This is a genomic window from Paraburkholderia sp. RAU6.4a (genome assembly GCF_050435625.1).
Classification (GTDB): Bacteria; Pseudomonadota; Gammaproteobacteria; order Burkholderiales; family Burkholderiaceae; genus Paraburkholderia; species Paraburkholderia tuberum.
On sequence record NZ_JBNDKQ010000003.1, the window covers coordinates 1,065,294 to 1,091,671 of the forward strand.

The 26,378-nt window shown below is 62.7% G+C and carries 28 protein-coding genes and 2 pseudogenes; 18 read left to right on the forward strand and 12 right to left on the reverse strand.

The window, feature by feature from the left end:
- Positions 1–24 precede the first annotated feature (24 nt).
- The 8 genes from coxB to OKW40_RS29490 all read left to right on the forward strand — a co-directional run bounded on the left by coxB (position 25) and on the right by OKW40_RS29490 (position 7,519).
- Positions 25–711, forward strand: a complete 687-nt coding sequence (gene coxB, locus OKW40_RS29455; protein ID WP_429352913.1) for a cytochrome c oxidase subunit II — start codon at positions 25–27, stop codon at positions 709–711.
- On the forward strand, positions 708–3,245 hold the full coding sequence (ctaD, locus tag OKW40_RS29460) for a cytochrome c oxidase subunit I (protein WP_429493040.1): 2,538 nt from the start codon (positions 708–710) through the stop codon (positions 3,243–3,245). The genes coxB and ctaD overlap by 4 nt, the downstream gene beginning before the upstream one ends.
- Positions 3,242–3,577: a hypothetical protein gene (locus tag OKW40_RS29465; RefSeq protein WP_184055744.1), complete on the forward strand. Its 336-nt coding sequence runs from the start codon at positions 3,242–3,244 to the stop codon at positions 3,575–3,577. The genes ctaD and OKW40_RS29465 overlap by 4 nt, the downstream gene beginning before the upstream one ends.
- 51 nt (positions 3,578–3,628) lie before the next feature.
- Positions 3,629–4,954, forward strand: a complete 1,326-nt coding sequence (locus OKW40_RS29470) for a ferredoxin reductase family protein (RefSeq protein WP_429493041.1) — start codon at positions 3,629–3,631, stop codon at positions 4,952–4,954.
- Positions 4,955–5,130: 176 nt separating this feature from the next.
- Positions 5,131–5,901 (forward strand): tetratricopeptide repeat protein, encoded by a 771-nt coding sequence (locus OKW40_RS29475; protein ID WP_429493042.1) that lies wholly within the window; start codon positions 5,131–5,133, stop codon positions 5,899–5,901.
- Between the two features lie 20 nt (positions 5,902–5,921).
- On the forward strand, positions 5,922–6,620 hold the full coding sequence (locus OKW40_RS29480) for a hypothetical protein (protein WP_429493043.1): 699 nt from the start codon (positions 5,922–5,924) through the stop codon (positions 6,618–6,620).
- 86 nt (positions 6,621–6,706) lie between these two features.
- Entirely contained in the window at positions 6,707–6,862 is a 156-nt protein-coding gene (locus tag OKW40_RS29485; RefSeq protein ID WP_167368682.1) for a hypothetical protein, read from the forward strand.
- 267 nt (positions 6,863–7,129) lie between these two features.
- Complete coding sequence (locus tag OKW40_RS29490) at positions 7,130–7,519, forward strand: YunG family protein (protein ID WP_429493044.1); 390 nt, start codon at positions 7,130–7,132, stop codon at positions 7,517–7,519.
- Positions 7,520–7,581: 62 nt separating this feature from the next.
- On the opposite strand, the gene OKW40_RS29495 is transcribed toward OKW40_RS29490, so the two are convergent.
- The 6 genes from OKW40_RS29495 to ehuA all read right to left on the reverse strand — a co-directional run bounded on the left by OKW40_RS29495 (position 7,582) and on the right by ehuA (position 13,147).
- Positions 7,582–8,931, reverse strand: a complete 1,350-nt coding sequence (locus OKW40_RS29495; protein WP_184061532.1) for an MFS transporter — start codon at positions 8,929–8,931, stop codon at positions 7,582–7,584.
- Positions 8,932–9,140: 209 nt separating this feature from the next.
- Positions 9,141–9,914 (reverse strand): ectoine utilization protein EutA, encoded by a 774-nt coding sequence (gene eutA, locus OKW40_RS29500; protein ID WP_429493045.1) that lies wholly within the window; start codon positions 9,912–9,914, stop codon positions 9,141–9,143.
- A gap of 3 nt (positions 9,915–9,917) precedes the next feature.
- Entirely contained in the window at positions 9,918–10,577 is a 660-nt protein-coding gene (gene ehuD, locus OKW40_RS29505; RefSeq protein ID WP_429468289.1) for an ectoine/hydroxyectoine ABC transporter permease subunit EhuD, read from the reverse strand.
- Positions 10,578–10,581: 4 nt separating this feature from the next.
- Positions 10,582–11,241, reverse strand: a complete 660-nt coding sequence (ehuC, locus tag OKW40_RS29510) for an ectoine/hydroxyectoine ABC transporter permease subunit EhuC (RefSeq protein ID WP_018423791.1) — start codon at positions 11,239–11,241, stop codon at positions 10,582–10,584.
- 74 nt (positions 11,242–11,315) lie between these two features.
- Positions 11,316–12,158 carry an ectoine/hydroxyectoine ABC transporter substrate-binding protein EhuB gene (gene ehuB, locus OKW40_RS29515; protein ID WP_429493046.1) on the reverse strand — a complete coding sequence of 281 codons (843 nt, stop codon included), beginning with the start codon at positions 12,156–12,158 and terminating at the stop codon, positions 11,316–11,318.
- Positions 12,159–12,241: 83 nt separating this feature from the next.
- Positions 12,242–13,147: an ectoine/hydroxyectoine ABC transporter ATP-binding protein EhuA gene (gene ehuA / locus OKW40_RS29520; protein ID WP_311541786.1), complete on the reverse strand. Its 906-nt coding sequence runs from the start codon at positions 13,145–13,147 to the stop codon at positions 12,242–12,244.
- A gap of 289 nt (positions 13,148–13,436) precedes the next feature.
- Here ehuA and doeA point away from each other — a divergent pair, with 289 nt between their 5' ends.
- The 10 genes and pseudogenes from doeA (at position 13,437) to OKW40_RS29570 (ending at position 19,439) form a co-directional block, all read left to right on the forward strand.
- Entirely contained in the window at positions 13,437–14,657 is a 1,221-nt protein-coding gene (gene doeA, locus OKW40_RS29525) for an ectoine hydrolase DoeA (RefSeq protein ID WP_187610658.1), read from the forward strand.
- A 65-nt stretch (positions 14,658–14,722) separates the two neighbouring features.
- Complete coding sequence (locus OKW40_RS29530) at positions 14,723–15,814, forward strand: alcohol dehydrogenase family protein (protein WP_429493047.1); 1,092 nt, start codon at positions 14,723–14,725, stop codon at positions 15,812–15,814.
- A gap of 192 nt (positions 15,815–16,006) precedes the next feature.
- On the forward strand, positions 16,007–16,366 hold the full coding sequence (locus OKW40_RS29535) for a hypothetical protein (RefSeq protein WP_262413556.1): 360 nt from the start codon (positions 16,007–16,009) through the stop codon (positions 16,364–16,366).
- A complete protein-coding gene (locus OKW40_RS29540; RefSeq protein ID WP_184040040.1) occupies positions 16,366–16,869 on the forward strand; it encodes a DUF4123 domain-containing protein in 504 nt (167 codons plus the stop codon). The genes OKW40_RS29535 and OKW40_RS29540 overlap by 1 nt, the downstream gene beginning before the upstream one ends.
- Positions 16,856–17,200, forward strand: coding sequence for a hypothetical protein (locus tag OKW40_RS29545; RefSeq protein ID WP_429493048.1), 345 nt, complete (start codon positions 16,856–16,858; stop codon positions 17,198–17,200). The genes OKW40_RS29540 and OKW40_RS29545 overlap by 14 nt, the downstream gene beginning before the upstream one ends.
- Positions 17,200–17,823: a restriction endonuclease fold toxin 5 domain-containing protein gene (locus tag OKW40_RS29550; RefSeq protein ID WP_262413558.1), complete on the forward strand. Its 624-nt coding sequence runs from the start codon at positions 17,200–17,202 to the stop codon at positions 17,821–17,823. Before OKW40_RS29545 ends, OKW40_RS29550 begins: the two co-directional genes overlap by 1 nt.
- 7 nt (positions 17,824–17,830) lie before the next feature.
- A complete protein-coding gene (locus OKW40_RS29555) occupies positions 17,831–18,562 on the forward strand; it encodes an immunity 52 family protein (protein ID WP_429493049.1) in 732 nt (243 codons plus the stop codon).
- Positions 18,563–18,626: 64 nt separating this feature from the next.
- Positions 18,627–18,974: a hypothetical protein gene (locus OKW40_RS29560; protein WP_429493050.1), complete on the forward strand. Its 348-nt coding sequence runs from the start codon at positions 18,627–18,629 to the stop codon at positions 18,972–18,974.
- Positions 18,974–19,219, forward strand: a complete 246-nt coding sequence (locus OKW40_RS29565; RefSeq protein ID WP_429493051.1) for a hypothetical protein — start codon at positions 18,974–18,976, stop codon at positions 19,217–19,219. The genes OKW40_RS29560 and OKW40_RS29565 overlap by 1 nt, the downstream gene beginning before the upstream one ends.
- Positions 19,220–19,439 (forward strand): annotated as a pseudogene (locus OKW40_RS29570) (hypothetical protein). It begins immediately after the preceding gene.
- Between the two features lie 60 nt (positions 19,440–19,499).
- Here the strand turns inward: OKW40_RS29570 and OKW40_RS29575 are convergent.
- From OKW40_RS29575 to eutB, 6 genes and pseudogenes are all read right to left on the reverse strand, one after another.
- Positions 19,500–20,898, reverse strand: a pseudogene (locus OKW40_RS29575) (aspartate aminotransferase family protein).
- A gap of 44 nt (positions 20,899–20,942) precedes the next feature.
- On the reverse strand, positions 20,943–22,466 hold the full coding sequence (locus OKW40_RS29580; protein ID WP_429493052.1) for an NAD-dependent succinate-semialdehyde dehydrogenase: 1,524 nt from the start codon (positions 22,464–22,466) through the stop codon (positions 20,943–20,945).
- 166 nt (positions 22,467–22,632) lie between these two features.
- A complete protein-coding gene (locus OKW40_RS29585; RefSeq protein WP_429352898.1) occupies positions 22,633–23,124 on the reverse strand; it encodes an Lrp/AsnC family transcriptional regulator in 492 nt (163 codons plus the stop codon).
- Positions 23,125–23,131: 7 nt separating this feature from the next.
- Positions 23,132–24,169, reverse strand: a complete 1,038-nt coding sequence (doeB, locus tag OKW40_RS29590; RefSeq protein ID WP_429493053.1) for a N(2)-acetyl-L-2,4-diaminobutanoate deacetylase DoeB — start codon at positions 24,167–24,169, stop codon at positions 23,132–23,134.
- 53 nt (positions 24,170–24,222) lie between these two features.
- Entirely contained in the window at positions 24,223–25,227 is a 1,005-nt protein-coding gene (locus OKW40_RS29595; RefSeq protein WP_429493054.1) for a cyclodeaminase, read from the reverse strand.
- Positions 25,224–26,270: a hydroxyectoine utilization dehydratase EutB gene (gene eutB, locus OKW40_RS29600; RefSeq protein WP_429493055.1), complete on the reverse strand. Its 1,047-nt coding sequence runs from the start codon at positions 26,268–26,270 to the stop codon at positions 25,224–25,226. Before eutB ends, OKW40_RS29595 begins: the two co-directional genes overlap by 4 nt.
- Positions 26,271–26,378 lie beyond the last annotated feature (108 nt).

The following is a 26,378-nucleotide window of genomic DNA, read 5'->3' on the forward strand; positions in this document are numbered from 1 at the left end:
GGTGGTGCAAACCATCATAGCTGCTTGCGCCTGGCCGTCCAAGCCGGATCGCTCGCCGCGTTGTCCGGCTGCACCGGGCCGCTCTCGACGCTCGAGCCATCGGGTCCGGCCGCCGCATCGATCGCCGGGCTGTGGTGGGTGATGCTGGCGGGCGCCGCGATCCTGTTCGCGATGGTGCTCGTACTGTTTCTGATGACAGTCTTCCGGCCCGGCTGGGGCTCGCACGTGTCGCCCGCGCGCTGGATCGTGCTCGGCGGTCTCGTGCTGCCGGCAGTGATCCTGATCCCGTTGATCTGCTACGCGCTGTACGCGGGCGAATTGCTGCTGCCGCTGCGCGCGCATGCGCCCGCGCGCATCGAGGCGATCGCGCAGCAATGGCGCTGGACCTTCCGCTATCCGGAACTCGGCAACGTCGAAACCGGGAACGTGCTGCACCTGCCCGCAGGCACGCCGGTCGACATCGTCGTGACCAGCATGGACGTCGTGCACGCATTCTGGATTCCGCGCTTCGCGGGCAAGATCGACGCGGTCCCTGGCCACCACAACCTGCTGCGTATCCAAGCCGATCAGCCCGGCCAGTACGCCGGACAATGCAACCAGTTTTGCGGCATCGGTCACGCGGGGATGCACTTCACCGTGATCGTCGATCGTCCGGAAGATTTTCCGGCTGCTGTCAAAAACGCCGCCGCCAACGGGGAGGTGAAGAAATGAGTGTGCCCGTCGAGCCGCCATCACAGGGCATCAACGCGCTGCGGCTGCATCGCCAGCTTGCGGCGATCTGGGCCACCGGACCAGGCGTGCAGAGACTTACCTCGGTCAACCATACCGTCCTCGGCTTGCGCATCATGATCACGTCGTTTGTGTTCTTCGCGATCGCCGGGATTCTCGGCATGCTCACGCGCGTGCAGCTCGCGACGCCGCATGCGGCCTTCATGGATGTGGAGACCTATAACCAGGTCTTCACGATGCATGGATCGATGATGCTGTTCCTGTTCGCGATCCCGATGGTGGAAAGCTTCGCGGTCTACCTGGTGCCGAAGTTTCTCGGCGCGCGCGACCTCGCGTTTCCACGGCTGACCGCTTACGGCTACTGGTGCTATCTGTTCGGCGGCACGATCCTGACCGTGTCGCTGATCCTGCACTCCGCGCCGGACGGCGGCTGGTTCATGTACACGCCGCTCAGCTCGAACGTCTACACGCCGGGTCTCAATGCCGATATCTGGCTGCTTGGCATCACGTTCGTGGAGATTTCAGCGCTGTCGCTCGCGGTGGAACTCACCGTCTCGATCCTCAAGATGCGCGCGCCGGGCATGTCGATCGATCGCATGCCGATCTTCGCGTGGTACATCCTCGTCACCGCGATGATGATGATCGTCGCGTTTCCGCCGCTGATTCTCGGCTCGATCCTGCTCGAGGTGGAGCGCGCGTTCAACCTGCCGTTCTTCGATCCGACGCGCGGCGGCGATCCGCTGCTGTGGCAGCATCTGTTCTGGCTGTTCGGCCACCCGGACGTGTACATCATCTTCCTGCCGATGGCCGGCGTGCTGTCGACGATGATCCCCGTGTTCGCGCGCCGCAAGCTCGTCGGCTATCGCACGATCGTCGTCGCGATCATCGCGCTCGCGTTCCTGAGCTTCGGCATCTGGGTGCATCACATGTTTACGGTGGGCATTCCGCATCTGGCGCTCGCGTTCTTCTCGGCGGGCTCGGCGATCGTCGCGGTGCCCACCGCGATCCAGTTCTTCGCGTGGCTCGCCACGCTGTCGCACGGCCGCCCGCGCTGGGACGTGCCGATGCTGTACATCTTCGGCTTCTTCTTCGTGTTCACGTGCGGCGGGCTGACCGGCGTGATGCTCGCGATCGTGCCGTTCGACTGGCAGGCGCACGACACCTACTTCGTCGTCGCGCACCTGCACTACGTGGTGGCCGGCGCGCTCGCGTTTCCGATGCTCGCGGCGTTCTATTACTGGTTGCCGCTGCTGACCGGGCGCACCGCCGTGCATAACGTTTCGGTGGCGGCGTTCTGGCTCGTGTTCATCGGCTTCAACATGACGTTCTTCCTGATGCACCTGACTGGCCTGCTAGGCATGCCGCGGCGCGTCTTCACCTATAGCGGCGACGAAGGCTGGAACTGGCTCAATCTGCTGTCGTCGGTGGGCAGCTTCGTGATGACGATCGGCTTCGCGCTCGTCGTGATCGACATCGTCGTGCAATTGCGTTTCGGCCAACGCGTGCGACGTAACCCGTGGCAATCGACCACGCTCGAATGGGCGATGCCGATTCCGCCCACGCCGTACGCATTCGCGTCGATCCCGCACATGGACGCCGAAACCGAAAAGGTGCCCCCTGGCCAGCTAGCGACCTCTCTGGCGCGCGGCGAGGGTTACCTCGGTTTCACGCGCAACGGCTGGCAGGAGACGCTAGGCGTGCATATGACATCGGGCGAGCCCGAACAGCTGATCGTGCTGCCGAACTCAACCTATCTGCCGCTCGTCACCGCGCTCGTGACCGCCGCGGCGGTGCTCGCGATGCTGTTCAAGTTCTATCTGCTGTCGGTCGCATTCGCATTCGTGACGTTTGGCCTCTTCATCTACGCGGGCCAGAGCGCGGGGCACGCGCGCGATTACGGCGCGCTGCCGGTCGGCCGAGGCGTCAGCGTGCCGCCGCATACCGAGGTCGTCGGTTCGCCGTCGTGGCTTTCGATGATCTGCGCGCTGATCGCGAACAGCACGCTGTTCACCTCGCTGATCTTCGGCACGTTCTACCTGTGGATTGCCGCGCCGAACTGGCCGGCAGCCGTGACGCCGCATCCGAACCGCGGGCTCGCGCTCGTCGCGGCCGTCGCGCTCGCGGTCGCCGCAGCCGCCACGCGTGGCTCGTTGCGCGCGGCCGCCGCCGAGCGCAAACCGCACGGCACGATCGGGCTGAGCGCGATCGCGCTGATCGTCGCGCTCATCGCCTGCGTGATGCTGATCAACGGCGTGACACCGAATCCGCGCGAGCATGCGCTCGGCGCGACGGCCGCGGCGCTGCTCACGTACATCGCAGTTCACGCGGGCGTCGGGTTGTTGTTCCTCATCAGCAACGTGCTGCGCGTCGGCGCGGGCTTCGTTTCCGCGCGACGCCTGACCGATCTGCGCCTCACCCGCCTGTGGGTCGATTACACGCTGGCGACAGGCATCATCGCGCTTGGACTCGTGCTCGCGCTGCCGAGCCTCGTCGCCGTGCTGGGAGCCAGACCATGAATGCGCGTCCGCTTTCGCCGCGGCGGTTGTGGTGGCTCGCCGTCGGCTTCGCGATCTGGTGTCTCGCGTTCGTGATCCTGTATGCGCTGCACGCGATCGGCTGCGCGTTCGCGTGGCCCACCGGCCCGCTGCGCGCGAGTCTCGCGATCATTCTGCTGCTGCATCTGATCGCGATCGGCTGGCTATGGCGCTATCGCGCCGCGACCCGCGACCCTGGTCCCGAACGCATCAGCTCGTTCATGCATACCGTCGTCGTCTGGACCCTGATCGCGGCGCTGGTCGCGACCGTGATCACGTTCGGGCCCGCGCTGCTGCTCACCACCTGCGTTTGAACGCGGACTGAGCGCGAGCGCGACCGCCGCACCCGGCATGGAGAAGCACCGATGCAGTCTCGAGATCTCGTGCGCAAGGCCGTCTGGTCGGTCATCTATCTACTGTTCATTCTCGCGCCGCTGTTTGCGCTGCTGACCGGCACGCTCCCGCCCGCGCGCAACTTCGGCACCGAATTCTCGGTGGCGCTCGGCTATTCCGGACTCGCGATGATGGGCCTGCAATTTGGCCTCACCGCGCGCTTTCGTCACGTGACCGAGCCGTGGGGCGAGGACGTTATCTATCATTTCCATCGACGCGTGTCGCTGCTCGCGGTCAGCCTGGTCGTCGTGCATCCGCTGATCCTGTTCGCGATCCGCTCGGACAAGGTCGCGATGCCCGGCTCGCTGCTCGAGGTACCGTGGGGTGCGTGGTTCGCGTTCCTGTCGATCGGCTCGGTGATCGTGCTGGTGATCACCGCGCTATGGCGCAAGCAATTGAAGATTCGTTACGAGCTGTGGCATTTGTCGCATATCGGGCTCGCGCTCGTCGCGATCTTCGGCGGCGTGCTGCATATGATCGGCTGGGGCTTCTATCTGACCGATCCGTTCAAGCGCACGCTGTGGATCTGCATGACAGCATTCTGGGTAGCGCTGCTGCTGTACGTGCGTCTGTTCAAACCGCTCTTCATGATCAGGCGTCCGTACCGGATCGCGGAAGTGCGCGCCGAACGCGGCGACACGACGACGCTCGTGATGCAGCCCGACGGCCACGCTGGCTTTCGCTTCAAGCCCGGCCAGTTCGGCTGGCTCAACGTGTGGGGCAGCCCGTTCAGGATCACCGGACATCCTTTTTCGTTCTCGTCGAGCGCCGAGGCCGCGAACGGTCGCGTCGAAATGACGATCCGCAATCTCGGCGATTTCACGAGCCAGGTGAAGACGATCGAGGCAGGTCGGCGCGTGTATCTGGACGGACCGTATGGCGCGTTCACGATCGGGCATCCGACCGACATGCACGTGCTGATCGCGGGCGGTATCGGCATCACGCCGATGATGAGCATGATCCGCTCGCTCGCCGATCGCGGCGACCAACGTCCGCTCGTGCTACTGTACAGCGGCAAGACCTGGGACTCGCTGACTTTCCGCGAGGAGTTCGATGCGCTGAAAGCGCGGCTCGATCTGCGCATCGTCTATGTGCTGTCGGACCCGCCCGAAGGCTGGAGCGGGGAAGTCGGGCGCATCGACGCCGCGATGTTCCGGCGACATCTCCCGCCCGAGTTCGCCGATCACGAGTATTTCATCTGCGGCCCGGACTCCATGATGGATGCGATCGAAACGGCGCTCGGCGAAATGAAAGTGCCGCGCATCCGCTACCATTCCGAACGCTACAGTTTCGTCTAGGAGACTTGCGATGCGCCGACTGTTGGCCAACCGTCTCGTCATTGCCACCGGCGTGATCGTCGTGGCGTTGTCGCTTCTATTCGCGTATCTGCGGGTCGGTTCGCTGCATTAGGGCCCGGTTACGCCAATGACGGGCTCGCGGCGCGCTTTTCCTCATGCTCGAAGGTTGAATCGATATGCCCTACTTTTTTGGAATTGGTCTTCACGTTTTCATCGCGATCTTCTTCGCCGTCCACGCGATGCGCAATAACCAGGGCATCTACTGGCTATTCATTCTGTTTGCTTTTCCGCTGCTCGGCAGTGTCGTGTACTTCTTCGCGATCTATCTACCGGATCTGCGCCACTCGCGCGGCGCGCGGGTGGCCACGCAGGCGATCACGCAATTCGTCGATCCGAATCGCGCGCTGCGTGAAGCGCGCGCCGCATTCGACCGCGCGCCGACCGTGCAGCATCGGATGCGGCTCGGCGAGGCCTTGCTCGCGGCCGGCAATCCGCGCGAAGCGCTCGAACATTTCCAGACCGCGGCGAACGGCCCATTTGCAAACGATCCTGCGCTGCTGCTCGGACTCGCGCGCTCGCAGTTCGCGCTCGGCGACTACACGGCCGCGGATGCGACGTTGGCGGATCTGTTCTCGGTCAATCCGCGGGCACGCAACCAGGGCGAGCCGGCGCTGCTGAACGCACGCACGCTGGCCGCGCGGCATGCGCCGGGCGCACGCGCGGCATTCGAACAGGCGCTGACCTGCGCGACCGACGTCGCGCCGCGCTGCCTGTTCGCCGACTGGCTCGCCGCGCAACCGGAAGATGCGGACCGCCGCCGCGCCGGCGCGCTCTATGCTGAAATCGTGCAGGACGCCAAACATTGGCCGCGCCACGCGCGCGAGCATAATCGCGAGTGGCTGCAGCGGGCGCAGGCCGCGTTGGCGGCCGGCGCGGCTCGAGCGTGAGCAAGCCGAGGAGAACTTCGATGCGACGCACGACCCGGTCTTTTGCTTCGGCGCTGTGCGCCGCGCTTGCGGCGATTGCATTCGGTGCCGGTGGCGCTTCGACTTCCGCGCAGGCAACTGGCATGGAGAAACCGTTCGAATGGCCCGCGTCGTTCGTCGTGCTCGGCGATGGCTATCCGCACTCGGGCGATGCATGCCGGCGGCTCGGCGAGTCGGCCGCGACCGTGAACTATCTCGACCATATGGCGATGCTGGTCGGCTGTCCGGGCTCGCGCGACAGCGCCGCCGTGCGCGCGATCGTCGGGCATCAGCGGCGCGCGCGCGTGGTCGGCGAAGCGGAAGGCGTGACGCTGATTTCGATTTCGACTGAAAGCGCTCAGGCCGGCTCGCAGAACGGCCGCGGGCCCGTGAAGGAATCGCCTATCAGCGCGAGCGGCACGTTGCCGTGCGAGCGCGGCAACGGACAGACCAAAACGATGTGCAAGTTCGGCGTCGTGCATCACGGCGATCGATCAACTACGGTCGTGGTCTACTGGCCCGATGGCGCCACGCGGGCGATTTTCTTCGGCGTCAACGGCCGGGTAGTCGGCACGGCCGCGTCCGCGAGCGATCGGCCGATGCCCGGCGACACGCTGACGCGCAAGCATGCCGGCATCAATCTGATTTCAGTTGGCAATGAGCGCTACGAAGTCGAGGACACGGTTCTGTCCGGCGGTTGAATTGCGTTGAAGCACATCGGCGCAAGCCATCCGCGGTCGAACGCCTGATTCGACGCGCGCCACGTTCATTTCTATCCCCAGTAACGATGACGCTGACGGCACCGGCGGGATCGAACAACGCGCAGGTATTCATCGATCCGCCGACGTCGAGCAGCGCAGGCGTGCGCTCGCAGCAGGCCGCGTATCTGAGCGCGACGCACTACTGCCCGAGCCTCGCGATCCTGAGCGGCGCGAAGTCGTAAGCACGGTCAGCGCGACGCAGTTATCGATGATTCGTTGACGCGTCGCGCAATCGAAGGCACACTCGCTCACTATGCAAGCCCTCAAGTACCGCCCGACTGCAAAGCATCATCATGCGCATGCCCGCGTGGGACTGCCTGTGGGGACTCGCATACGCATACGCCGCTAGACATCATTCGCAGCGACATGCGCCAGAAAGCCCCGCCGGCAACGACGGGGCTTTTTGTTTTCCGCGACCTTATCCGCTCATCGAACGAAGGATTGCCGCCATGACACAGGAAGCACAGACGCCTGCCGTATCGAAGTCCTTTGCGACGCCCATCGATCTATACCGCGTCCTTGCACGCGTATGGGCCGGCGATACGTCGAGCCCCACGCACGCGTGGTCGTCGACGAATCCCGCGCAGAATCATTGCAGCGTTACGTCTCTGATCATGCAGGACTATTTCGGTGGCGAGATTCTGACGACGCGTACGTCGGGGGGCACGCACTTCTACAACCTGATCGACGGCAGCAGATGGGATCTGACGGTCAGCCAGTTTGCCGAGCCGATTCCATTCGACGATACGGGTTCGAGTCGTGAGGCGGCGTTCGCTGATACGTCGCGGGAGAAATACGAACTGCTGAAGTCGAGGCTCGCGCAAAGCCAGCTGAAATAAACGCTCAATCAAACACGCGTGGCCGAACTGCATCGATACGCGGTTGGCCACGCCATGTCACCTCAAACAATCACTTCCTGCTTCCCCGGAATGCCTTGCCCGCGCAACGAACACCCGCGCGTTTCAGGCACGTAGATCAACGCAATCGCCCCCACCACGCACGCGGCCATCATGTAATAAGCGGGCACCAGCGCATTGCCCGTATGCGCGACCAGCCATTCGTTCGCCATCGGCGCTGTGCCGCCGAAAATCGACGTCGACACGTTATACGCAATCGCCATCCCCGCGTAACGGACCTGGGTCGGAAACATCGCGGGGAACATCGCCGAGATGCTGGCCAGTTGCGGCACGTACAACAGCCCGAGCACCGCAAAGCCGATGAACGCGCCCGCCACGCCGAGCTTCATCAGCAGGAACATCGGAATCGCCGCGACGAACAGGCCAATCAGCGAAAACCACCAGACGTTCTTGCGTCCCACGCGATCCGAGAACGTGCCCGCGAACGGCAGAAACACCATCATCGCGAGCATGCCGATCAGCGGCACGAGCAGGGACATGTTGTCGCTCATGCCGAGCTGCTTCTGCATGAACGTCGGCATATAGGCGAGCAGCACATAGTTGACGACATTCAAAGCAACCACGAGTCCGCCGAGCTGAATCAGCGGTTTCCAATAGTCGCGCAGCAATGCCTTCAGCGTGACGCAGCTATGCTGCTCCTTGTGCATCGTTTGTTCGAGCTCGCGAAAGACCGGCGTGTCTTCGAGCCTGGAGCGCAGATAGAAACCGATCAGGCCGAGCGGCGCCGCAATCAGAAACGGCAGACGCCATCCCCACGCATGCATTGCCGTGTTGCCGAGCACCACGGAGCAACCGAGCATCAGAAACGCGCCGAGCGAGAAACCCGACAGCGTCGCGAATTCGAGGAAGCTGCCACAAAAGCCGCGCTTATTGTCCGGCGCGTACTCGGCCATGAAAGTCGCCGCGCCGCCATATTCGCCGCCCGTCGAAAAGCCCTGGATCATCCGCAGAACGACGAGGATAACCGGTGCCCACCAGCCGATGCTCGCGTAAGTCGGCACGAGTCCGACCAGCAGCGTTGCGACCGACATCAGGATGATCGTCAACGCGAGTACGTGCTTGCGGCCGAGGCGATCGCCGAGCGGCCCCCAGAACAGTCCGCCAAGCGGACGCACGAGAAACGAAATGGCGAACGTCGCGAGCGCGAACAACGTGGCCTGCGCGGTGCTGCCGGGAAACAACGCGGCCGAAATATAGCTCAGGCCGTAGGCGTAAATACCGTAGTCGAACCACTCGGTCGCGTTTCCGAGTGCCGACGCCGCGATTGCGCGTCGCAGCAAGCTGCGCGCCTGCGGTTGCGCGCTCTGCGCGGTCCATGAATGTACGTAGTGCATGTCTTCTCCTAGGATGTTTCTATGCGACACAGGCAACGTCGCCCGAATCCACGATACCGGCGACCCGCGCTTGCAACGATGTTCTAGGACGATGCAGGCATCGGGGTTTTCCATAAAGCCTGCAACGGATGTGGTAATCCGTACGCGTGCGTCGGCGACGCGTCGCGCGCGTTCGGGAAAAACAACATGATTGGCGTCGCGCAGTGCTCTCAGCGCATCAGCAACGGCAGCGTCATCAAATGACCCTGCTGTGGCCTCGCCTCGTTCTCGCCGCAAAGGCGCAAACACATCCACGCGGTCGCGAGGTTGCTGCTCACTACCGGCTTGCCGATGGCGGCTTCGATTCGCGCGATGATCGGCGCGGCTCTCACCGCGGTGCACGAAATAAACAGCGCATCGGAGTCGGGCGCTGTCGCATCGCGCGCGAAGGCGACGATATCGTCGTGCGAAATCCGTGCCATCTCCCGGTCGTCGGTCAGACCCAGGCATGAGAAGCGGTCGATCGCAAAGCCTTGCGCGGCAAAGTACTCGAACATCGGCCGACTGGTTTCGGCGGTGTACGGCGTCAGCACGCTGATACGCCGCGCGTCCAGCGTGCTCAGCGCAGTGACCGCGGCAGCGGTCGGGGTGACGACTTTGGCCGATGGCTTCGCCGCATGAATGGCGCGCTCGATCTGCGCATCGCCGATCATCACGGATGCCGACGTGCACGAATACATCACGACGTCGAGCGTTTCGTCGGGCAGGATCAGCGCCGCGCCCGCGCTCAGCGATGGCTGCATCGCGCGCAGATTGTCGGGCGTCACCGGGTTCGCATACGGCACGCGATTCACATAGATGCCGATACGCTCGTTTGCGACGAGTGCCGCGAAGTCCGGCTCGGTCGTGTGATCGGTTGCGAGGATCACGAGGCCGATACGTTTGTCGAAAGCGCGTTCGATCAGATGCGGCGCGCGCTCGAACTGTCGAATGGTTATTTGCATCGTTCAATGCCCCGGAGCCGGAAAACGCTTTTCAAGAAGTCGCACACCGGCCACCGCGATCAGGCTGATAATCAGGAACAGCACGCCGACAAGCGTCATCGGCTCCAGATAGCGGTAATCCGTATTCGCGATGATCTTGGCCTGATTCATCAATTCGAGGACCGTGATCGCCGACAGTAACGGCGTCTCCTTGAACATGGAGATCAGATAATTGGCGAGCGCGGGCACCATCGGCGGCACCGCTTCGGGCAGGATCACGTGCTGCCACGTTTGCGCGGGACTCAGGTTGCAGGCCTTTGCTGCTTCCCATTGCCCGCGCGGAATGTTTTCGATGCCGGCGCGATAAACCTCGGCCGCATACGTCGCGTAATGCACGCCGATTGCGAGCACACCGGCTGCGAGCGCCGGCATCCGTATGCCGATGTCGGGCAGCACGTAGAACACGAAGTACAACTGCACGAGCAGCGGCGTGCCGCGAATGAAACTCGCGATCGCCGACGTGCCGCGCGACACCGCGCGATTCGGCGCCAGCCGCAAAATGGCAATCGCCATGCCGACCACGGCCGCCACCACCGCGCCTAGCAAAGTGGCGAGCACGGTGATCTCCAAACCTTGCAGCAGGGTCGGCAGAATCTCGCGCACGAAGCTCCAGTCCCATTCCATTCGTCTATCTCCTGATGCGGTCGAGACCGAAACTCATCCGGCTTTCCAGCTTGCGCATGCCGAACGAGATCAGACAGGCCATGGCGAAGTACAGCGCGAGAATCGTCGCGAACGGGATCAACGTATTGCCGGTTTGCGAGCGCACCACCTGCGCCTGGAACGTCATGTCGCCGAGCGAGATCAGCGACACGACGGCCGTGCCCTTCAGCAGCTCGATCGCGTTGTTGCCGAACGTGGGCAGCATCAGCGGCAAGGCCTGTGGCAAGATCACGTGCCGCATGCGCTGATAGCGGGAAAGATTCAGCGCAATGCAGGCGCTGCGCTGCTCGTGGCCGATCGCGGCGACCGCGCCGCGCACCACTTCAGCGCCATACGCGCCGACGTTCAAACCGAGCGCGAGCACGCCGGCCTGCAGCGGCGTCAGCGTGAGGCCGGCCATCGGCAACACGAAATACGCCCAGAAGAGCTGCACGAATATCGAGGTGCCGCGAAAAAACTCGATATACGACGTGGCCAATGCCCGCACCACGAAGAAACGCGACAGGCGCCCGAGTCCAGCGACGAATGCCATCACGAGCGCGAGGACCGCGCCCATCAGCGTCAGTTCGACGGTCGTCTGCGCTCCCTGCAGAATCAGCTGCAAATAGCCGGACCAGTGGTTCATCGACGCACCTCGCGCACAATGTGTCATGGGCCATGCGCGCTATCGCGTTGCGCGCATGGCGTCTTATCGCGGACTCAGTTCTTCGCCGCGCACAGTTTCTCGCGGCTCGTCGACATTGCCGCCTTCGCCGAGAAGCCATAGGGCTCGACGATCTTCGCGAACTCGCCGGACTCCTTCATCTTCTTCAGCTCGACGTCGAATGCATCGCGCAGCGCGGTGTCCTGCTTGCGGAACGCGACGCCGTCGCACTGCACCGGCGTGTTCTGCACCGGCGCGATCGATGCGAGGTTCGGGTCTTTCGCCTTTGAGAGCAGATCGGTGATCGACAGCAGCGGCAACGCAAACACGTCGATGCGGCCGTCCTGCAGCATCTTCAGACCGCTTTGCCCGTCCGGCACGATGATCACGCGATCGGTCGGAATATTCGCGGCGGTCGCGAGCTTCTGTTCGGTCGTGCCGCCTTCCACACCGAGCACCGCCTTCGGATCTTTCGCGATTTCCTCGTAGGTCTTGATGCTCTTCGTGTTGCCTTTCTTGACCGCGAACGCTTCGACCGCGCATAACACCGGCTGCGAATAAGCGACGGCCGCGCAACGCTGCGGCGTCATGAACAGCCCCGCCGCTATCGCGTCATGCCGCCCGGCCGCGAGGCCCGGAATCATCGCGCCATACTCGGAGACCGACGCGACGACGTCGTTGACGCCGAGCTTCTTGAACACCGCACGCGCGACGTCCGGCGCCGCGCCCGTCACCTTGCCGTCGGCGCCGACTGCGGTGAAAGGCGGTTCGTTCGCGATCGCGATCCGCGCGAAGCCTTGCTGGCGCAGCTGCGTGAGCTTGTCGTCGGCGGCATGTGCGAGGCTCGCGAGCGTCAGCAGCGACAACCCTCCCGCAATCAGAATCCCCTTTAGCTTCATGATTTTTGGCTCCTAAGGCGTAGTGGTATGACGTAGTAGTGGGTGACGTGCAGCGTGGGAAAAGCAATCTCTTACGGCTCTGCTCAGATTCGATGTCCCGCGGCGAGGATCTTGCGCAGAAACGTCTGAGTCCGCTCGTGCGTCGGATGCGTGAAGATGTCCTCGGGCTTGCCTTCCTCGACGATCCTGCCGCGGTCGAAGAACAGCACGCGGTCGGCGAAGTCGTGCGCGAAGCCCATTTCGTGCGTGACGAGCAGCATCGTCATGTCGGTCTCACGCGCGAGCCGCTGCATCACGTTCAGGACTTCCTCGACGAGTTCAGGGTCGAGCGCGGACGTCACCTCGTCGAACAGCATGATCCGCGGTGCGAGCGCGAGCGCCCGCGCGATCGCCACGCGCTGTTTCTGCCCGCCCGACAGTTGCGCCGGACGGCTCTTCGCCTTATCGGCCATGCCGACCATGTCGAGCAGTTCGAGCGCGCGCCTCTGCGCCGACTCACGGCTCTCGCCCTTCGTCAGCATCGGCGCGAGCGTCACGTTGTCGAGCACGCTCTTGTGCGGAAACAGATTGAAGTGCTGAAACACCATGCCGATCTTCTCGCGCATCTTCTGCAGATGCCGTTCGTTCGCAGGCACCATCTGGCCGCCGCGCGGCATATGGAACAACTGTTCGCCGTCCACTTCGATATGGCCGCCGTCGATCGTTTCCAGCGTCATCAGGATGCGCAGGATCGTCGTCTTGCCCGATCCCGACGGACCGATCAGCGCGAGCTTCTCGCCGGGCATCACGTCGAGCGACAGTTCGTCGAGCACGGTCAGCGCGCCATATCGTTTCGTGATCCGGTCGAGCCGGATCAATGGCTTGCTCGCCGGGCTTTCGTCTCGGCGCGCCGGTGTGCTTGCGGAGGCGACCGCGCGCTCCTCGGAGGAAAGACTTGCCGGGGCGATGCCTGAAGCGCTCAACAGATCGGTAACTCGCGCAGTGTTCATATCGATTCGGTCCCGTTCGTCGTACGTGTAGTGCGAACCAGAATACGCAGCCATATTTGCGATCCAGATTGCTCTAGAACAATTCTTTTCTATGCGCGGACAAGGGCGGCGCAGCGTGCACTGCAACAAACATCCAGCGTCCGTCGACAACATCACGAACATTGAACTAGCACATTCAGCGGCGTTTTTTCGCGGCATTAGACTGCGGCGAGAGATACCCGTGGACGCCCCGTTCACTTGCACCGGGCGCCACTTTCCGCAACGACGTCACGCTCAGAGTGAGGGGAAGATGTCAGATACGACGCAACACGAATCGCGAATCGCGGCGCCCGTCGTGCGCCTGCCGTTCGAACGCGACGAATACGCCGCGCGTCTCGCGAAAACGCGCAAGGCCATGCAGGCGGCCGGCATCGAACTATTGATCGTGTCGGACCCGACCAATATGGCCTGGCTCACCGGCTACGACGGCTGGTCGTTTTACGTGCATCAGTGCGTGCTGCTCGCGCTGGATGGCGAGCCGGTCTGGTTCGGCCGCGGTCAGGACGCGAACGGTGCCAAGCGCACCGTCTTCATGCAGCACGATCAGATCGTCGGCTATCCGGATCATTACGTGCAATCCACCGCGCGGCATCCGATGGACTACCTCGCGCGCGACGTGATCGCCGCACGCGGCTGGGCCAACGCGAAGATCGGCGTCGAAATGGACAACTACTATTTCAGCGCCGCCGCTTATCGCTCGCTCGTCGCGCATCTGCCGGACGCGAAATGGCAGGACGCAACCGGCCTCGTCAACTGGCAACGCGCGGTCAAATCCGCGCGCGAGATCGAGTACATGCGCGTGGCCGCGCGCATCGTCGAGAAGATGCACGCGCACATCGTCGAGCGAATCGAGCCGGGCATGCGCAAGAACGACCTCGTCGCGGAGATCTACTCGGCAGGCATTACCGGCATCGACGGTTATGGCGGCGACTATCCGGCGATCGTGCCGCTGCTGCCGACCGGCGCCGACGCGGCCGCCCCGCATTTGACCTGGGACGACACGCCGTTCGCGAAGGACGCCGGCACGTTCTTCGAAATTGCCGGCTGCTTCAAGCGTTATCACTGCCCGCAGTCGCGCACCGTCTACCTCGGCAAGCCGCCGAAGCATTTCATCGAAGGCGAACGCGCGGTGGTCGAAGGGATCGAGGCCGGGCTCGCCGCGGCGAAACCGGGCAATACCTGCGAGGACATCGCCAATGCGTTTTTCGCGGTGCTGCATAAATACGGCATCGAGAAGAACAGCCGCTGCGGCTATCCGATCGGCGCGAGCTATCCGCCGGACTGGGGCGAGCGCACGATGAGCCTGCGCCCTGGGGACAAGACGGTCCTCGAACCCGGCATGACGTTTCATTTCATGCCGGGCCTGTGGCTCGACGACTGGGGCCTCGAAATCACCGAGAGCATTCTGATTACGCGGACCGGCGTCGAGACCTTTTGCAGGACGCCACGCAAGCTGTTCGTCAAACCGTGATTGCGCGGGCGTCGTGCCCGCGTGAACTCGCTAAGCACGACGCCCGTTTCAACGAAAGGGGAAACATGCTTCCGAAAACGATGAAGGCCGTCGTGCTGACCGCGCACGGTGGCCTCGACAAACTGGTCTATCGCGACGACGTGCCGGTTCCCTCGTGCGCGGCTGGCGAGGTACTGATCGACGTCACCGCATGCGGTCTCAACAATACCGACGTGTGGGTCCGCCAGGGCGCCTACGGCACCGACGACGATCCGCAAGCGGTGTCGACGTGGCGACGCGGCCGCTCGACGCTGACGTTTCCGCGCATTCAGGGCGCGGATATCGTCGGACGCGTGGTCGCGGTGGGTCGCGGCGTCAGCGACGCGCGTATCGGCGAGCGCGTGATCGTCGACGCGTCGATCTACAACCGCGACGACGACAGCCTCGCCGATATCGACTACATCGGCCACGGCCGCGACGGCGGCTACGCCGAATACACGGCCGTGCCCGCGGAAAACGCGCATCGGGTCGACTGCACCTATTCCGACGCCGAACTCGCTACGTTCTGGTGCGCTTATCACACCGGCGAGCAGATGATCGAACGCGCGGCCGTCAAGCGCGGCGAAGCGGTGCTGATTACCGGCGCGTCCGGCGGCGTCGGCTCGGCCATCATCCAGCTGTGCCGCGCGCGCGGCGCGATTCCGTATGCGGTGGTCAGCAAGGGTAAGGAAGAGGCCGTGCTAGCGCTCGGCGCGCAAGGGGTGATGCTGCGCGACAGCGGCGATTTCGTCGGGGACGTCGAACGGATGACCGAGGGGCGGGCCGTCGATGTAGTCGCCGATCTTGTCGGCGGGGCGCTGTTCGGCAAGCTGTTGAACGTGTTGCGGCCTGAGGGACGATATACGACCGCGGGCGCGATCGCGGGGCCGGTCGTGCAGCTCGATCTGCGCACGATGTATCTGAAGCAGTTGCAGTTGAATGGATCGTCGCAGGGCACGCGCGGTGCGTTCAAACGCGTGCTGGACTATATTCAGAGCGGGACGATCCGCCCGGTTCTGGCGGCGACTTATCCGCTGTCGAAGTTTCACGACGCGCAGACGCGGTTCATGGAGAAGCGCTTTGTGGGGAATATCGTTGTGATTCCGGATCGGCATTATGGCGAGGAGGCCGCGGATTAGTTTTCGGTAACTCCCGGTGCAATCGGAACATGCGAGCCCACCCAGCAAGGCGGGCTTTTTTTTCGCGCTTGGCAAGTACTGGAATTGTGAAAACCTGTCAAAGCGGCTTTATCTCAATTTAAAACCGTTGACCTTGTCGTGATTTTGATGGTTAATTCCTCGACTGTGTTCTGAACAATCAGCAGAGGTCAAATGGAACAACGGAAACAGGATGAAACCGGGGACAAGGAAGAGTGCCAGCTTTGCCGCATCACCTATTCAATCTACTCAAACTTCCCGACAATGCCGTCGGCAATGGCGCTGAACGCCGAAACCGGCGAGTGGTTTCCGTTCGATAGTCTGAAGTCCTGTGCAACCGGTTACGAGATGGCCGAAGCCCTGGGTTACGCATGGGCATGCGATTGTCGCGGACGCGCCCCTGATGCCGTGCAGAAAAAAGGCCCGATATCGCTCGACGGCGCAACGCCCCGGTCGGTGCTTCCGCAGTCGTCCATCTGTCTCGAATGCATGATCCACGCTGCCGGGCAAGGCGCGATGACCCTGGAGCGCTGATGATCCCCGCCTCGGTCAATGAACAGCTTCGCAAGAACGGGGAACGGCACTTCAGTGGCCACGTGCTGGCGCTGGTGGACGGTATCCAGTACCAGCAGCATACCGGCCAGCAACTGATGCCCGAAAACGATAGGACGGTTTCGCTGTTCGCGGGCACGAGCGACATGGCACTCGCACACGCGGGGCCGTGGCTGTTTGATCCGAAGACGACGCCCGATCATCTTGCGGAGCTGCGCGAACTCGAACAGGCCCGCCCTGGCGTGATCTGGCTGATCACCTCAGAGACCCTGGAAAGGCAGGCCGCAAAGCTGCGCCCACACCTGAGTATCCGAATACCGGACGGACGATCCGCCCTGCTGCGCTTCTGGGACCCCAGGGTGTTGCATGCGCTCAATGTGGTATGCCACGGTAAGAGCGAGCGCGAGCTTTTCAGGTCTGCCGACGCGTGGCACTACCTCAACGAAGGACGACGGTTCACCATCAACGACAATGGAATTTACTGAAGGACAATGGGCGCTTCTGAAAGACTACGAAGACCGTAACTATGTGGACTTTATCCGTGGTCATATCGTGCGAGACTATCCCGCGCTGGCCAATGATCCGACCTTGCGCGACCGGCTTAATGCGGCCTTCGCGCAAACCAAGGTACTCCGCTTTACGCGTGACGTGCCGATAGTCGATTTCCTGTATGCGGAAGCCACCACGCCGGGGTTTTACTGGATTCCGGCGGTCACGGCATGGCTGCACAAATCAGGCGTTCCGGCTGAACAGCAATTCGAAATGCTGCTACAGGCGACGGGTAAAAGACAACAGGAAATGAAGGAGAAACGCTGATGGGTATTCCATTCCCGGCGACGCTCGCACGCGCAGCAAACGCAATGGCGCAGGCAATGCCTATGCCTGTTCCGGTCCCCACCACCGCACCGTCTGCTGGTCCTGCGGGCAGCAGCGGCACTGGCGCGGGTGCAGACGGCGGATGGGGCGAACTGCCGCGTGACCGGAGCCGCGAACGAGAAAGACCGTGCAAGTGCCCGCCTGAAAAGAGCGGTGAAAAAGTGCGGCGAAACCACAATATGAATCCCAAGCCGCGACGTTACCAGGCCCGCATAACAGCGTTTGAGTATGGGATAGTCGCGGACGGAAATGGCAAGGAGACCAGCCAGGGCTGGAGCATGGAGTGGAGTTGGCTCGGCACAGACTTCGATGGGTTTCAGCCCTCCCAATGTCTCTTGCAGGAAGCCAAGGGGAACTATGACCAATTTATCGGAGGGAATGATAAGCCAAAGCCGTTTTTCGCGGGCTTCAAGAAAATGGCGGACCAGATAATAGACCAAGGGGCTAAAGTGCGCGCCAATCCTCCGGCAAGGCTAATGTGGTATTTCCAGACCCCAAAGACGAGGCAATATATGCTTTCGACGCTTCGGATCGCCGGAGTGCCGTCTGTCAATCAACCTTGATTCAATCATGAATCTATTCGCACAACATCGTGATAGCGGCGCCGTTTCCTCTTCGGCCTTTGAATTTCACATTCGCCGGCTGCGACTTCTTGTTGATTTAATCTCACAAAAAGACAGCACCTTGGCTAATTGGTATATTCAAGCTGATACGATCGTGGAGGCGTTGCAGTGCAACGTCTACGAGAACAATGAGCCATCTAAGGCCGCGATTCTCGCATTGTCCAATGAATACAAAAATGTAAGTCAGAGCGCGACAAAATCGATCGGAATTTGGAATGGCACCGAATCAGAGGAAGAAGGAGCCACCGCTTACGTTTCGTTCGATGGCGGGGGGGAAATTTCCCAAATGATTGATCTGGAGATGAGTGAGAAAAATTGTCACTCATCTAGATTGGGCGATTACAAATCCGTTGCTGAAGTTATAGCGAGAACGGTAGGAATTTATGAGTCGCTTTATGTGACGTTTGGACCGCGTAAGTACGCTACTGAAGCTGTTTTCGACGACCGCCCAGGCGTAAGCTGGATGCTCTACCTGCCGCACGTTCTCACGCTGGCCCAGGTGCCAGAAGCGCGCGCCCTGATTCAGGTCGTGCGCGACGGAAGACAACAAGGCACGATCATCGTCAGCGTGACGGATGAAGTCTTTGACGTGAATAACCGGGAGCATGTCAAGGCGGCAAACGATATCGAAATCCGCCTCGCCGATCAGAACCTGTTGCCGCGTTTCGTTGATCTCTGAGTCCGGCTTGCTACCCCGATGGTTTCCGCAGGATAGGCTTCGGTCGTATTCGACCGGTTACGCAATGGCCAAAGCCCTGGGTTACGCATGGGCGTGCGATTGTCGCGGGCGCGCGCAACAAGCGGACGACGTTAGCATGGCACGCTCGCAATATGGCAGCAGCCCGCCCATACCGCAGAATCTGGGCGATGCCCAGCCGTTCGAGTATTCTGACACTTCGACAGGCGGAGATGTGACGATCCTTGGTGCACGCGGTGTGAGCGAACGGCAAGAGATCGAGTGCGAGATGGAATATGAGCGCAATATGATCGCGTGCAAGATGCTGTCAAAAACATACGGCGGCGATTTGAGAACTCGCTTTGCGTGCGAGCAACGTGCTTTTGAAACATACAACCAGTGCAGAGGCTATTGATGGTCCGAGACCTTGCTGTCGTCTTTATCTACGACGACGACACGAATACGCTCAAAATGAGCAACGTGTCGCGTCGTGCTATTCAATCAACCCTGGATCGGGCGATGTTCCTCGATATTCCTGAAGCACCGGAAACTTCATTGGATGACGAATCGGCCCGCAAGCTTGGAGCGCTGGCACTTCGATGTCTAGGCGAAGCGCATCCGGATCTGGCCGCGCGACTGAATCTTTCAGCGCCAAAGTAGCTGTTCTTGCGATCTCAGGTCGCGCTATTTTTCGGCCTTTTCGTTCTGTCGATCCATTATGTCCACCCATACCCCTATCCGTGGACGGAAAGCGAGGCGCTCGCATGGTGGCGTGCTTCGGATTCTATATTTCGTAGTGTGGATGACTATTGAATTGATCGTGGCAGCGCTTGCCTATGTGGCCATCATGAAGCTATGGCGCCACTACCGCACGAAGTAAATGAAAGCCCCGACCATGAACCGCATCGCAGCGGCCGAGGCTCTCGTTCACCTCACTTGATCAAAGCGAAGCAGCCGGCGTAAACACCTGCGACGCCACCTCATCCACCGCCTCGCGCGTCAGCTTCACGATCTCGTCCACGTCGCCGCGCGACGTCACCAGCGGCGGCGCAAAGCCGAGAATGTCGCCGTGCGGCATCGCCCGCGCGATCAGTCCGCGCTGCATCGCGGCAGCCGACACACGCGGCCCGACCTTCAGCGCCGCATCGAACGGCGTGCGGACATCCTTGTCGGCCATGAACTCCAGCGCGGCCAGCATGCCCACGCCGCGCACTTCGCCGACGAGCGGATGCGAGTCGAACGCCGCATGCAATTGCTCCAGCAGATAAGCGCCGGTTTGCGCCGCATTCTGCATGAGGTTCTCGCGTTCGAGAATCTCGAGGTTGGCGAGCGCCGCCGCCGCGCAGATCGGATGGCCCGAATAGGTCCAGCCATGCCCCAACGCACCCGATTCCTGCGATGCCTTATCGATCACGTCCCATACGCCTTCGCTGACGATCACGCCGGACAGCGGCGCGTAAGCACTCGTCAAACCCTTGGCGACAGTGATCAGATCGGGTTGAATGCCGTAGTGCTGCGCACCCATCTTCGAGCCAAGCCGGCCGAAACCGCACACCACTTCGTCGCAGATCAACAGGATGTCGTGCTTCTTCAGCACCTGCTGGATCGCGGGCCAGTAACCGGCCGGCGGCGGTACGATGCCGCCCGTGCCCATCACCGGTTCGCCGATGAAGGCCGCGATCGTATCGGCGCCTTCGCGCGCGATCAGTTTTTCGAGTTCGTCGACGCAGTACGCGACGAACTGCGTTTCATTCATACCGGCCGGCGCGCGACGATACCAGTGCGGACACACGGTATGCTTGACGCGTTCGATCGGCAGATCGAAGAACTGGTGGAAGCTCGGCAATCCCGTGAGACTGCCGGTGACGATGCCCGAGCCGTGATAGCCGCGCTCGCGCGAAATGATCTTCTTCTTGTTCGGGCGGCCCTTCACATTGTTGTAGTACCAGACGAGCTTGATCTGCGTTTCGTTCGCGTCCGAACCGGACATGCCGTAGTACACCTTCTTCATGCCCTGCGGCGACCAGTCGATGATGCGCGACGACAGCTCGATGATCGTATCGGTCGAGTGGCCGACATACGTGTGGTAATACGCGAGCTTCTTCGCCTGCTCGTAAATCGCTTCGGCCACTTCGGTGCGGCCGTAGCCGATGTTCACGCAATAAAGGCCGGGCAAATGCATCGATAAAAGTCTTGCCTTGATGGTCCTCGATGCGGATACCTTTCGCGCCGGTCACGATCCGGCCCGGCAGCGCGCCGCTCGCGTGATCGTGCGCGTGCGTCGACGGATGCATGAAGTGCGCGCGATCGGCGCTCAGCAGTTGATCGAATTGAGTCATGGGTCGCTCCTTCGTGTGATGTCTGGATGAATGAATCGGTAGGTTCAGGCCGTTGCGTCCGTCGCCATCGCATGTGCAGCGGCACGAGCGGGGGCGCTGTCGCTGACCGGCAAGCCAAGCTGGCCAAGGCAGAAATAACGTGTCTCGACGAACGGCTCGAAGCCTTCGACGCCGCCTTCGCGTCCAAGCCCCGACGACTTGATGCCGCCGAACGGAATCGGTGCGCCGGTGAACTTCGCGCCGTTGATGGACACCATCGCGAAGTCGAGTCGGCGGATCAGTTGAAACACGGTGTTCAGATCTTTCGCGCACACGTAGGCGGCAAGTCCATACTCGGTGTCGTTCGCGCGTTCGACCACTTCGTCGAGCGAATCGAACGGCGTGACCGCCGAGATCGGCGCGAAATTTTCTTCGTCGTAAATGCGCATGCCGGGCGCCGCATCGACGACCACGGTCGGCTCGAAGAACCAGCCGCCGCGCTCGTGCGCCGCGCCGCCTACCGTGACGCGCGCACCCTTCTCACGCGCGTCGGCGACGCGCTGCACGGTCGTGTCGAACGCGGCCTGGTGCATCAGCGGGCCGACGTCCACGTTCGGGTCGAATGCGCCGCCCACTTTCAACGCCTTCACGGCATCGCTATATCGCGCGACGAACGCTTCATACAACGAACGCGCGACGAAGATCCGGTTCGCCGCGCAGCAGTCCTGGCCCGAGGTCTGGAACTTCGCCGCGACCGCGACGCGCACGGCCTGTTCGAGGTCCGCATCTTCGGTCACGATGAAAGGCGCGTTGCCGCCCAGTTCGAGCGCGGTCTTCTTGATGCCTGCCCGTGCGGCCGTTTGCATCACTAGCGCGCCGACACGCGTCGAGCCGGTGAAGCTGACCGAGCGCACGCGGCTATCTGAAACCAGCGTTTCCATCGCCATTTGCGGCTCGCCGAGCACGACGTTGAACACGCCGGCCGGAAAGCCCGCTTCTTCGGCGAGTTGCGCGAGCGCGAGCGCGGAGAACGGCGTCTCGTGCGCGGGCTTCGCGACCACCGTGCAACCGGCGGCGAGCGCGGCGGCGGCCTTGCGGGTGAGCATCGCGCACGGGAAATTCCACGGCGTGATCAGCGCGGCCACGCCGACCGGCTCGATGATCGTGCCCAGATGAGCGCCATCGATATGGGTCGGAATCGTGCGCCCATTCAGGCGCCGCACCTCATGCGCGAACCATTCGACGAAGCTCGCGCCATACGCAATTTCGCCGCGCGCTTCAGCAAGCGGCTTGCCCTGTTCGAGCGACAGAATCGCGGCGAGATCCTGCTGATGACGCAGAATCAGCTCATGCCAGCGCAACAGCAGCGCCGAACGTTTGGCGACCGGCACCCAGCGCCACGTGTCGAACGCGCGCTGCGCGGCATCGACCGCGGCGGTGATCTGCGCCGCGTCGAGCATCGGCACATGGCCGAGCACTTCCTGATTCGCGGGATTCTGCACCGCGACGCTCGCGGCGCTCGCGCTATGAACCCAGCGTCCATCCACGTAGCACAGCGATTTGAATAAGACCGGATGACCCAGCAACATGACGACCTCCTGTGTGCGATGTCTGCTATCACTGTAGGTCCGGCGGCACTGCGGCTTTTTTTGTTGTCGCTTGTCGAAGGCTACGTTTTTTCTGCAATTCGCCGCATGGTTATCGTTTTTTCGGGTGGGGCTTTTCGTCGTACGTCGACCGCAAGTAGCGCGCCACTCAGCCGTTCTCGCCAATCGATTGTTCCGCCCATTCGGGCAAGCCTTCGGCCCCGCTTTTCACCACCTTCGTGACGATATAGGTGAAGTACTTTTCGATGCCCAATTCGTCGGTCAGCAACGTATCGATGAAGCGCTGATAGTGGTCGATATCGCGCGACAGCACCTGCATCACATAGTCGACACCGCCACCCGTCGCGAGGCATTGCACGACTTCGGGCGCGGCCGCGATGCGCTCCTCGAAGCGCCGCATGTCCGGCGCGGTATGACGCGCGAGCGTGACCTCGACCACCACGCGGCTGCCTTTGAACGCGCGCACCCAATCGATATCCGCGCGATACCCGCGAATCACGCCCTCTTCTTCGAGGCGCTTCACGCGCTCCCATGCTGGCGAAATCGACAGATTGATTTCTTCGGCGAGGCGCGACTTCGTGATGCGGCCATCGCGCGCGAGAATGCGCAAAATCGCGAGATCGTAGCGGTCGAATTTCATCACGTGTTCAGACCGTTACCGGTATGCCTCGTTCGAGCACGTCGGCGACCACCGCAACCGTGTCGCCAATCTGCACGAGCCCCGGAAAATGCCGCGCGGACAGCATGCCGCCGCGTCGCGCGCGATATTCGATCGGCGCGGCGCCGGTGCGCTTCGCGTCGTAGATCCGCGCGATCACCTCGCCGCCGTCGACCATGTCGCCGAGGTCCTTGCACAGTTCGAGCAGACCATCGTGCTCGCTCGTCGTGTAGCAGGTGCCGTCGGGCATATCGAGCAGCGTCGTCGTGCGCGGCGCGCTCGTGCTCGAGTGACCCATTGCTTCGTCTTGCCTGATGATTCCCGCATGCTGCAGAAAGCCGCGCACACCGCGCTCCGTAATCGCCACGCTGTGCACGGTCGCCGTGCCACCACCCCCGAGTTCGGTCGACACGAACACCTTGCCCGCTTCCTCGACGGCCGTGTCGTAAAGGCCGACGCTATCGAGTTCGAGCATCCGCATCGAGTACGGCGCGCCGAATGCGCGCATCGCTGCCTCGCAGCGCGCTTGCTGCGTCGTGTCGGGCAGCACGTGAATCGCGGCGAACGGCACGAAGTCGAGCGTGCGGCCACCCGCGTGCAGATCGAGCACATAGTCGGCGAGCGGCAGCAGATAGCGCTGAAAATAATCGGCGATCTTCTCGGTCACGGTGCCGTCCGGCTTGCCCGGAAAGCTGCGATTCAGATTGCCGTGATCGATCGGCGACGTGCGCGTGCCCGCGCGAAACGCCGGAAAATTCATGAACGGCACGATGATCACGCGCCCGAGTACGTCACTCGCCTTCAACGTGGCGGCGAGCTTCGACAGCGCAATCGGCCCTTCGTATTCGTCACCGTGATTGCCGCCCGTTAGCAGCGCGGTCGGTCCCTCGCCGTTGCGGATCACGGTGATGGGGATCATCTCCGCGCCCCATGCGGAGACGTCGTGCGAATGAGGCAGCTTCAGGAAACCATGCTGTTCGCCGTCGGCGTTGAAATCGACCGTCGGTTGAATCGGGGATGCCCGCATCTGTGCTACTCCTTCGTGAGCCGCTTGCGCGGCGTATTGCCGTTCATCGCGCGTCATTTAGGCGGCGCGTCGTTGCCAAATGTCGTTCCCGCCTTCGCGGCACGCGCGCGCTGCAATGCGAGCGCGGCGATAGCGGTGTCCTGCGCGCCGGTTCCGGTCAGATCGCAGATCGTCACGTCGGCGTCGCTCGTGCGGCCCGCGGCCTGTTTCGCGATCACCTGGCCCAATTCGACGATCGCCGCATCGTCACGCATCGTGCCCGCGGCGAGCGCGTGATGCAGTTCGCCGAGCACGCGCGTTTGCTGCGCGCGGTCGCATACGTAGCGCGCCGCCGCCAGCGCGGCCGGCGCGATTTCGTTCTTGTGCTCGGCGTCCGAGCCCATCGCAGTGATGTGCAGGCCCGGATGCAGATCGGCGGCGTCGATCAGCGGCGTGCGGCTCGGCGTGGTGGTAATCGCGACGTCCGCTTCGGCGAGCGCGTCATGAACGCTGGCCGCGACATCGCATCGCACGCCGAGCGTGTCGTTCACTTCCGCGGAGAAACGCAACGCGCTCGCCGCGTCGCGCGCCCAGACGCGTATGTGTTCGACGCGGCGCACCAGCATCAAGGCCCGCAGTTGCAGACGCGCCTGCTCGCCCGCGCCGATCACCGCGACCTGCGGCGTGTGCGCTTTCGCGAGCCAGCGCGCCGCGACCGCGCCGGCGGCCGCCGTGCGTATGGCGGTCAGATAGCCGTTGTCGAGCAGCACCGCTTCGGTCAGCCCGGTCTTCGCCGACAACACCAGCATCAGACCATTCAGGCTCGGCAGACCGAGCGACGGGTTGTCGAAGAAACCTGGACTGACCTTGATCGCGAAGCTGTCGAGGCGCGGCAGCCACGCGGTCTTCACGTCGACTTCGCCGTTATGCGCCGGCAGATCGAGCCGCAGGATCGGCGGCATCGCGACCGCCTCGGTCGCGAGCGCGACAAAGGCGGCTTCGATCTGATCGATGGCCGCGAGATCGAGCGGCACGAGTTTGCGAAGCTCGGCTTCGCCAAGGAGCGTGATCGAGGTCATGATGGGGTGTGTGAGTTCGGTGACGGCGCGGCTTGCGAGGATTCGTTGCCGATGATCCGCCGATGCAGATTCATATCGATGTTCGCGCCCGTCACGACGAGCACGAGCGGCCCGCGCGCGATGCGTTCAGCGGGCAGCGCGTGATCGAGCACCGCGGCAATCCCCACCGCCGCCGCGCCTTCGACGACGAGCCGTTCCTGCCGATACGCATGCGCGATGCCGCGCGCAATCGACGCCTCGTCGAGCAGCACGGTCTCGTCGATCAGATCGCGCGTCAGCGCATACGTATAGCGGTTTTCCAGTCCGATGCCACCGCCGAGCGAATCGGCGAGCGTGTCGACTTCCTCGACCAGCACCGGCCGTCCGGCCGCGAGACTCGCATGCATCGCGGCGCCGCGCGCCATCGTGACGCCTGTCAAGCCAATCGTGGGATTGGTGCTTTTCGCCGCGAGCGCGATGCCGGCAAATAGGCCGCCGCCCGACAACGGCACCACGATGTTCGCGACATCGGGCAAGGCCTCGACGATTTCGAGCCCGATCGTGCCCTGTCCGGCGATCACGCGCGGATCGTCGAATGGCGGCACGTATGCATAGCCTTCTTCGCGCGCGAGCCGCAATGCTTCGTGCTCGGCCTCGTCCTGACTTTGGCCGGTAATGCGCACGTGCGCGCCGAGCGCCCGTACCGCGTCGACCTTGTTGGCGGGCACGAGGCGCGACAGACACACGGTTGCGTCCATACCGAGCGCGCGCGCCGCATGCGCGAGCGCGCGGCCATGATTACCGGTCGATGCGGTCACCACGCGAGTGCAGCCCTGCTCGGCCAACTGCGCGAGCGCATTGGTCGCGCCGCGCAGCTTGAAGCTGCCGGTCGGCTGCACGGTTTCGAGTTTCAGATAAACCGGCGTGCCCGCGTGCGCCGACAGGCTCGGCGATTCGACGAGCGGCGTACGGCATACGCGACCGTCGATACGGCTGCGCGCGCGGTAAATGTCGGCTAACGAAAGATCGGCTGACAATGGAACGGCTGACGATGGAACGGACATGCACCAGGCCCTGCATCAAAGAGGTCGATTCGCTATTCGATGCGGGCACGGCTATCGCAGATAAACGCAGTGACTCGCGACCGCATCGCTTTCCATGCAGCCCAGTCT

Bases quoted from the DNA above. Each gene is read 5' to 3' on its own strand.
- ctaD (WP_429493040.1), top strand. From the start codon at position 708: ATGAGTGTGCCCGTCGAGCCGCCATCACAGGGCATCAACGCGCTGCGG.
- OKW40_RS29465 (WP_184055744.1), top strand. From the start codon at position 3,242: ATGAATGCGCGTCCGCTTTCGCCGCGGCGGTTGTGGTGGCTCGCCGTC.
- OKW40_RS29470 (WP_429493041.1), top strand. From the start codon at position 3,629: ATGCAGTCTCGAGATCTCGTGCGCAAGGCCGTCTGGTCGGTCATCTAT.
- OKW40_RS29475 (WP_429493042.1), top strand. From the start codon at position 5,131: ATGCCCTACTTTTTTGGAATTGGTCTTCACGTTTTCATCGCGATCTTC.
- OKW40_RS29480 (WP_429493043.1), top strand. From the start codon at position 5,922: ATGCGACGCACGACCCGGTCTTTTGCTTCGGCGCTGTGCGCCGCGCTT.
- OKW40_RS29485 (WP_167368682.1), top strand. From the start codon at position 6,707: ATGACGCTGACGGCACCGGCGGGATCGAACAACGCGCAGGTATTCATC.
- OKW40_RS29490 (WP_429493044.1), top strand. From the start codon at position 7,130: ATGACACAGGAAGCACAGACGCCTGCCGTATCGAAGTCCTTTGCGACG.
- OKW40_RS29495 (WP_184061532.1), bottom strand. From the start codon at position 8,931: ATGCACTACGTACATTCATGGACCGCGCAGAGCGCGCAACCGCAGGCG.
- eutA (WP_429493045.1), bottom strand. From the start codon at position 9,914: ATGCAAATAACCATTCGACAGTTCGAGCGCGCGCCGCATCTGATCGAA.
- ehuD (WP_429468289.1), bottom strand. From the start codon at position 10,577: ATGGAATGGGACTGGAGCTTCGTGCGCGAGATTCTGCCGACCCTGCTG.
- ehuC (WP_018423791.1), bottom strand. From the start codon at position 11,241: ATGAACCACTGGTCCGGCTATTTGCAGCTGATTCTGCAGGGAGCGCAG.
- ehuB (WP_429493046.1), bottom strand. From the start codon at position 12,158: ATGAAGCTAAAGGGGATTCTGATTGCGGGAGGGTTGTCGCTGCTGACG.
- ehuA (WP_311541786.1), bottom strand. From the start codon at position 13,147: ATGAACACTGCGCGAGTTACCGATCTGTTGAGCGCTTCAGGCATCGCC.
- doeA (WP_187610658.1), top strand. From the start codon at position 13,437: ATGTCAGATACGACGCAACACGAATCGCGAATCGCGGCGCCCGTCGTG.
- OKW40_RS29530 (WP_429493047.1), top strand. From the start codon at position 14,723: ATGCTTCCGAAAACGATGAAGGCCGTCGTGCTGACCGCGCACGGTGGC.
- OKW40_RS29535 (WP_262413556.1), top strand. From the start codon at position 16,007: ATGGAACAACGGAAACAGGATGAAACCGGGGACAAGGAAGAGTGCCAG.
- OKW40_RS29540 (WP_184040040.1), top strand. From the start codon at position 16,366: ATGATCCCCGCCTCGGTCAATGAACAGCTTCGCAAGAACGGGGAACGG.
- OKW40_RS29545 (WP_429493048.1), top strand. From the start codon at position 16,856: ATGGAATTTACTGAAGGACAATGGGCGCTTCTGAAAGACTACGAAGAC.
- OKW40_RS29550 (WP_262413558.1), top strand. From the start codon at position 17,200: ATGGGTATTCCATTCCCGGCGACGCTCGCACGCGCAGCAAACGCAATG.
- OKW40_RS29555 (WP_429493049.1), top strand. From the start codon at position 17,831: ATGAATCTATTCGCACAACATCGTGATAGCGGCGCCGTTTCCTCTTCG.
- OKW40_RS29560 (WP_429493050.1), top strand. From the start codon at position 18,627: ATGGCCAAAGCCCTGGGTTACGCATGGGCGTGCGATTGTCGCGGGCGC.
- OKW40_RS29565 (WP_429493051.1), top strand. From the start codon at position 18,974: ATGGTCCGAGACCTTGCTGTCGTCTTTATCTACGACGACGACACGAAT.
- OKW40_RS29580 (WP_429493052.1), bottom strand. From the start codon at position 22,466: ATGTTGCTGGGTCATCCGGTCTTATTCAAATCGCTGTGCTACGTGGAT.
- OKW40_RS29585 (WP_429352898.1), bottom strand. From the start codon at position 23,124: ATGAAATTCGACCGCTACGATCTCGCGATTTTGCGCATTCTCGCGCGC.
- doeB (WP_429493053.1), bottom strand. From the start codon at position 24,169: ATGCGGGCATCCCCGATTCAACCGACGGTCGATTTCAACGCCGACGGC.
- OKW40_RS29595 (WP_429493054.1), bottom strand. From the start codon at position 25,227: ATGACCTCGATCACGCTCCTTGGCGAAGCCGAGCTTCGCAAACTCGTG.
- eutB (WP_429493055.1), bottom strand. From the start codon at position 26,270: ATGTCCGTTCCATCGTCAGCCGTTCCATTGTCAGCCGATCTTTCGTTA.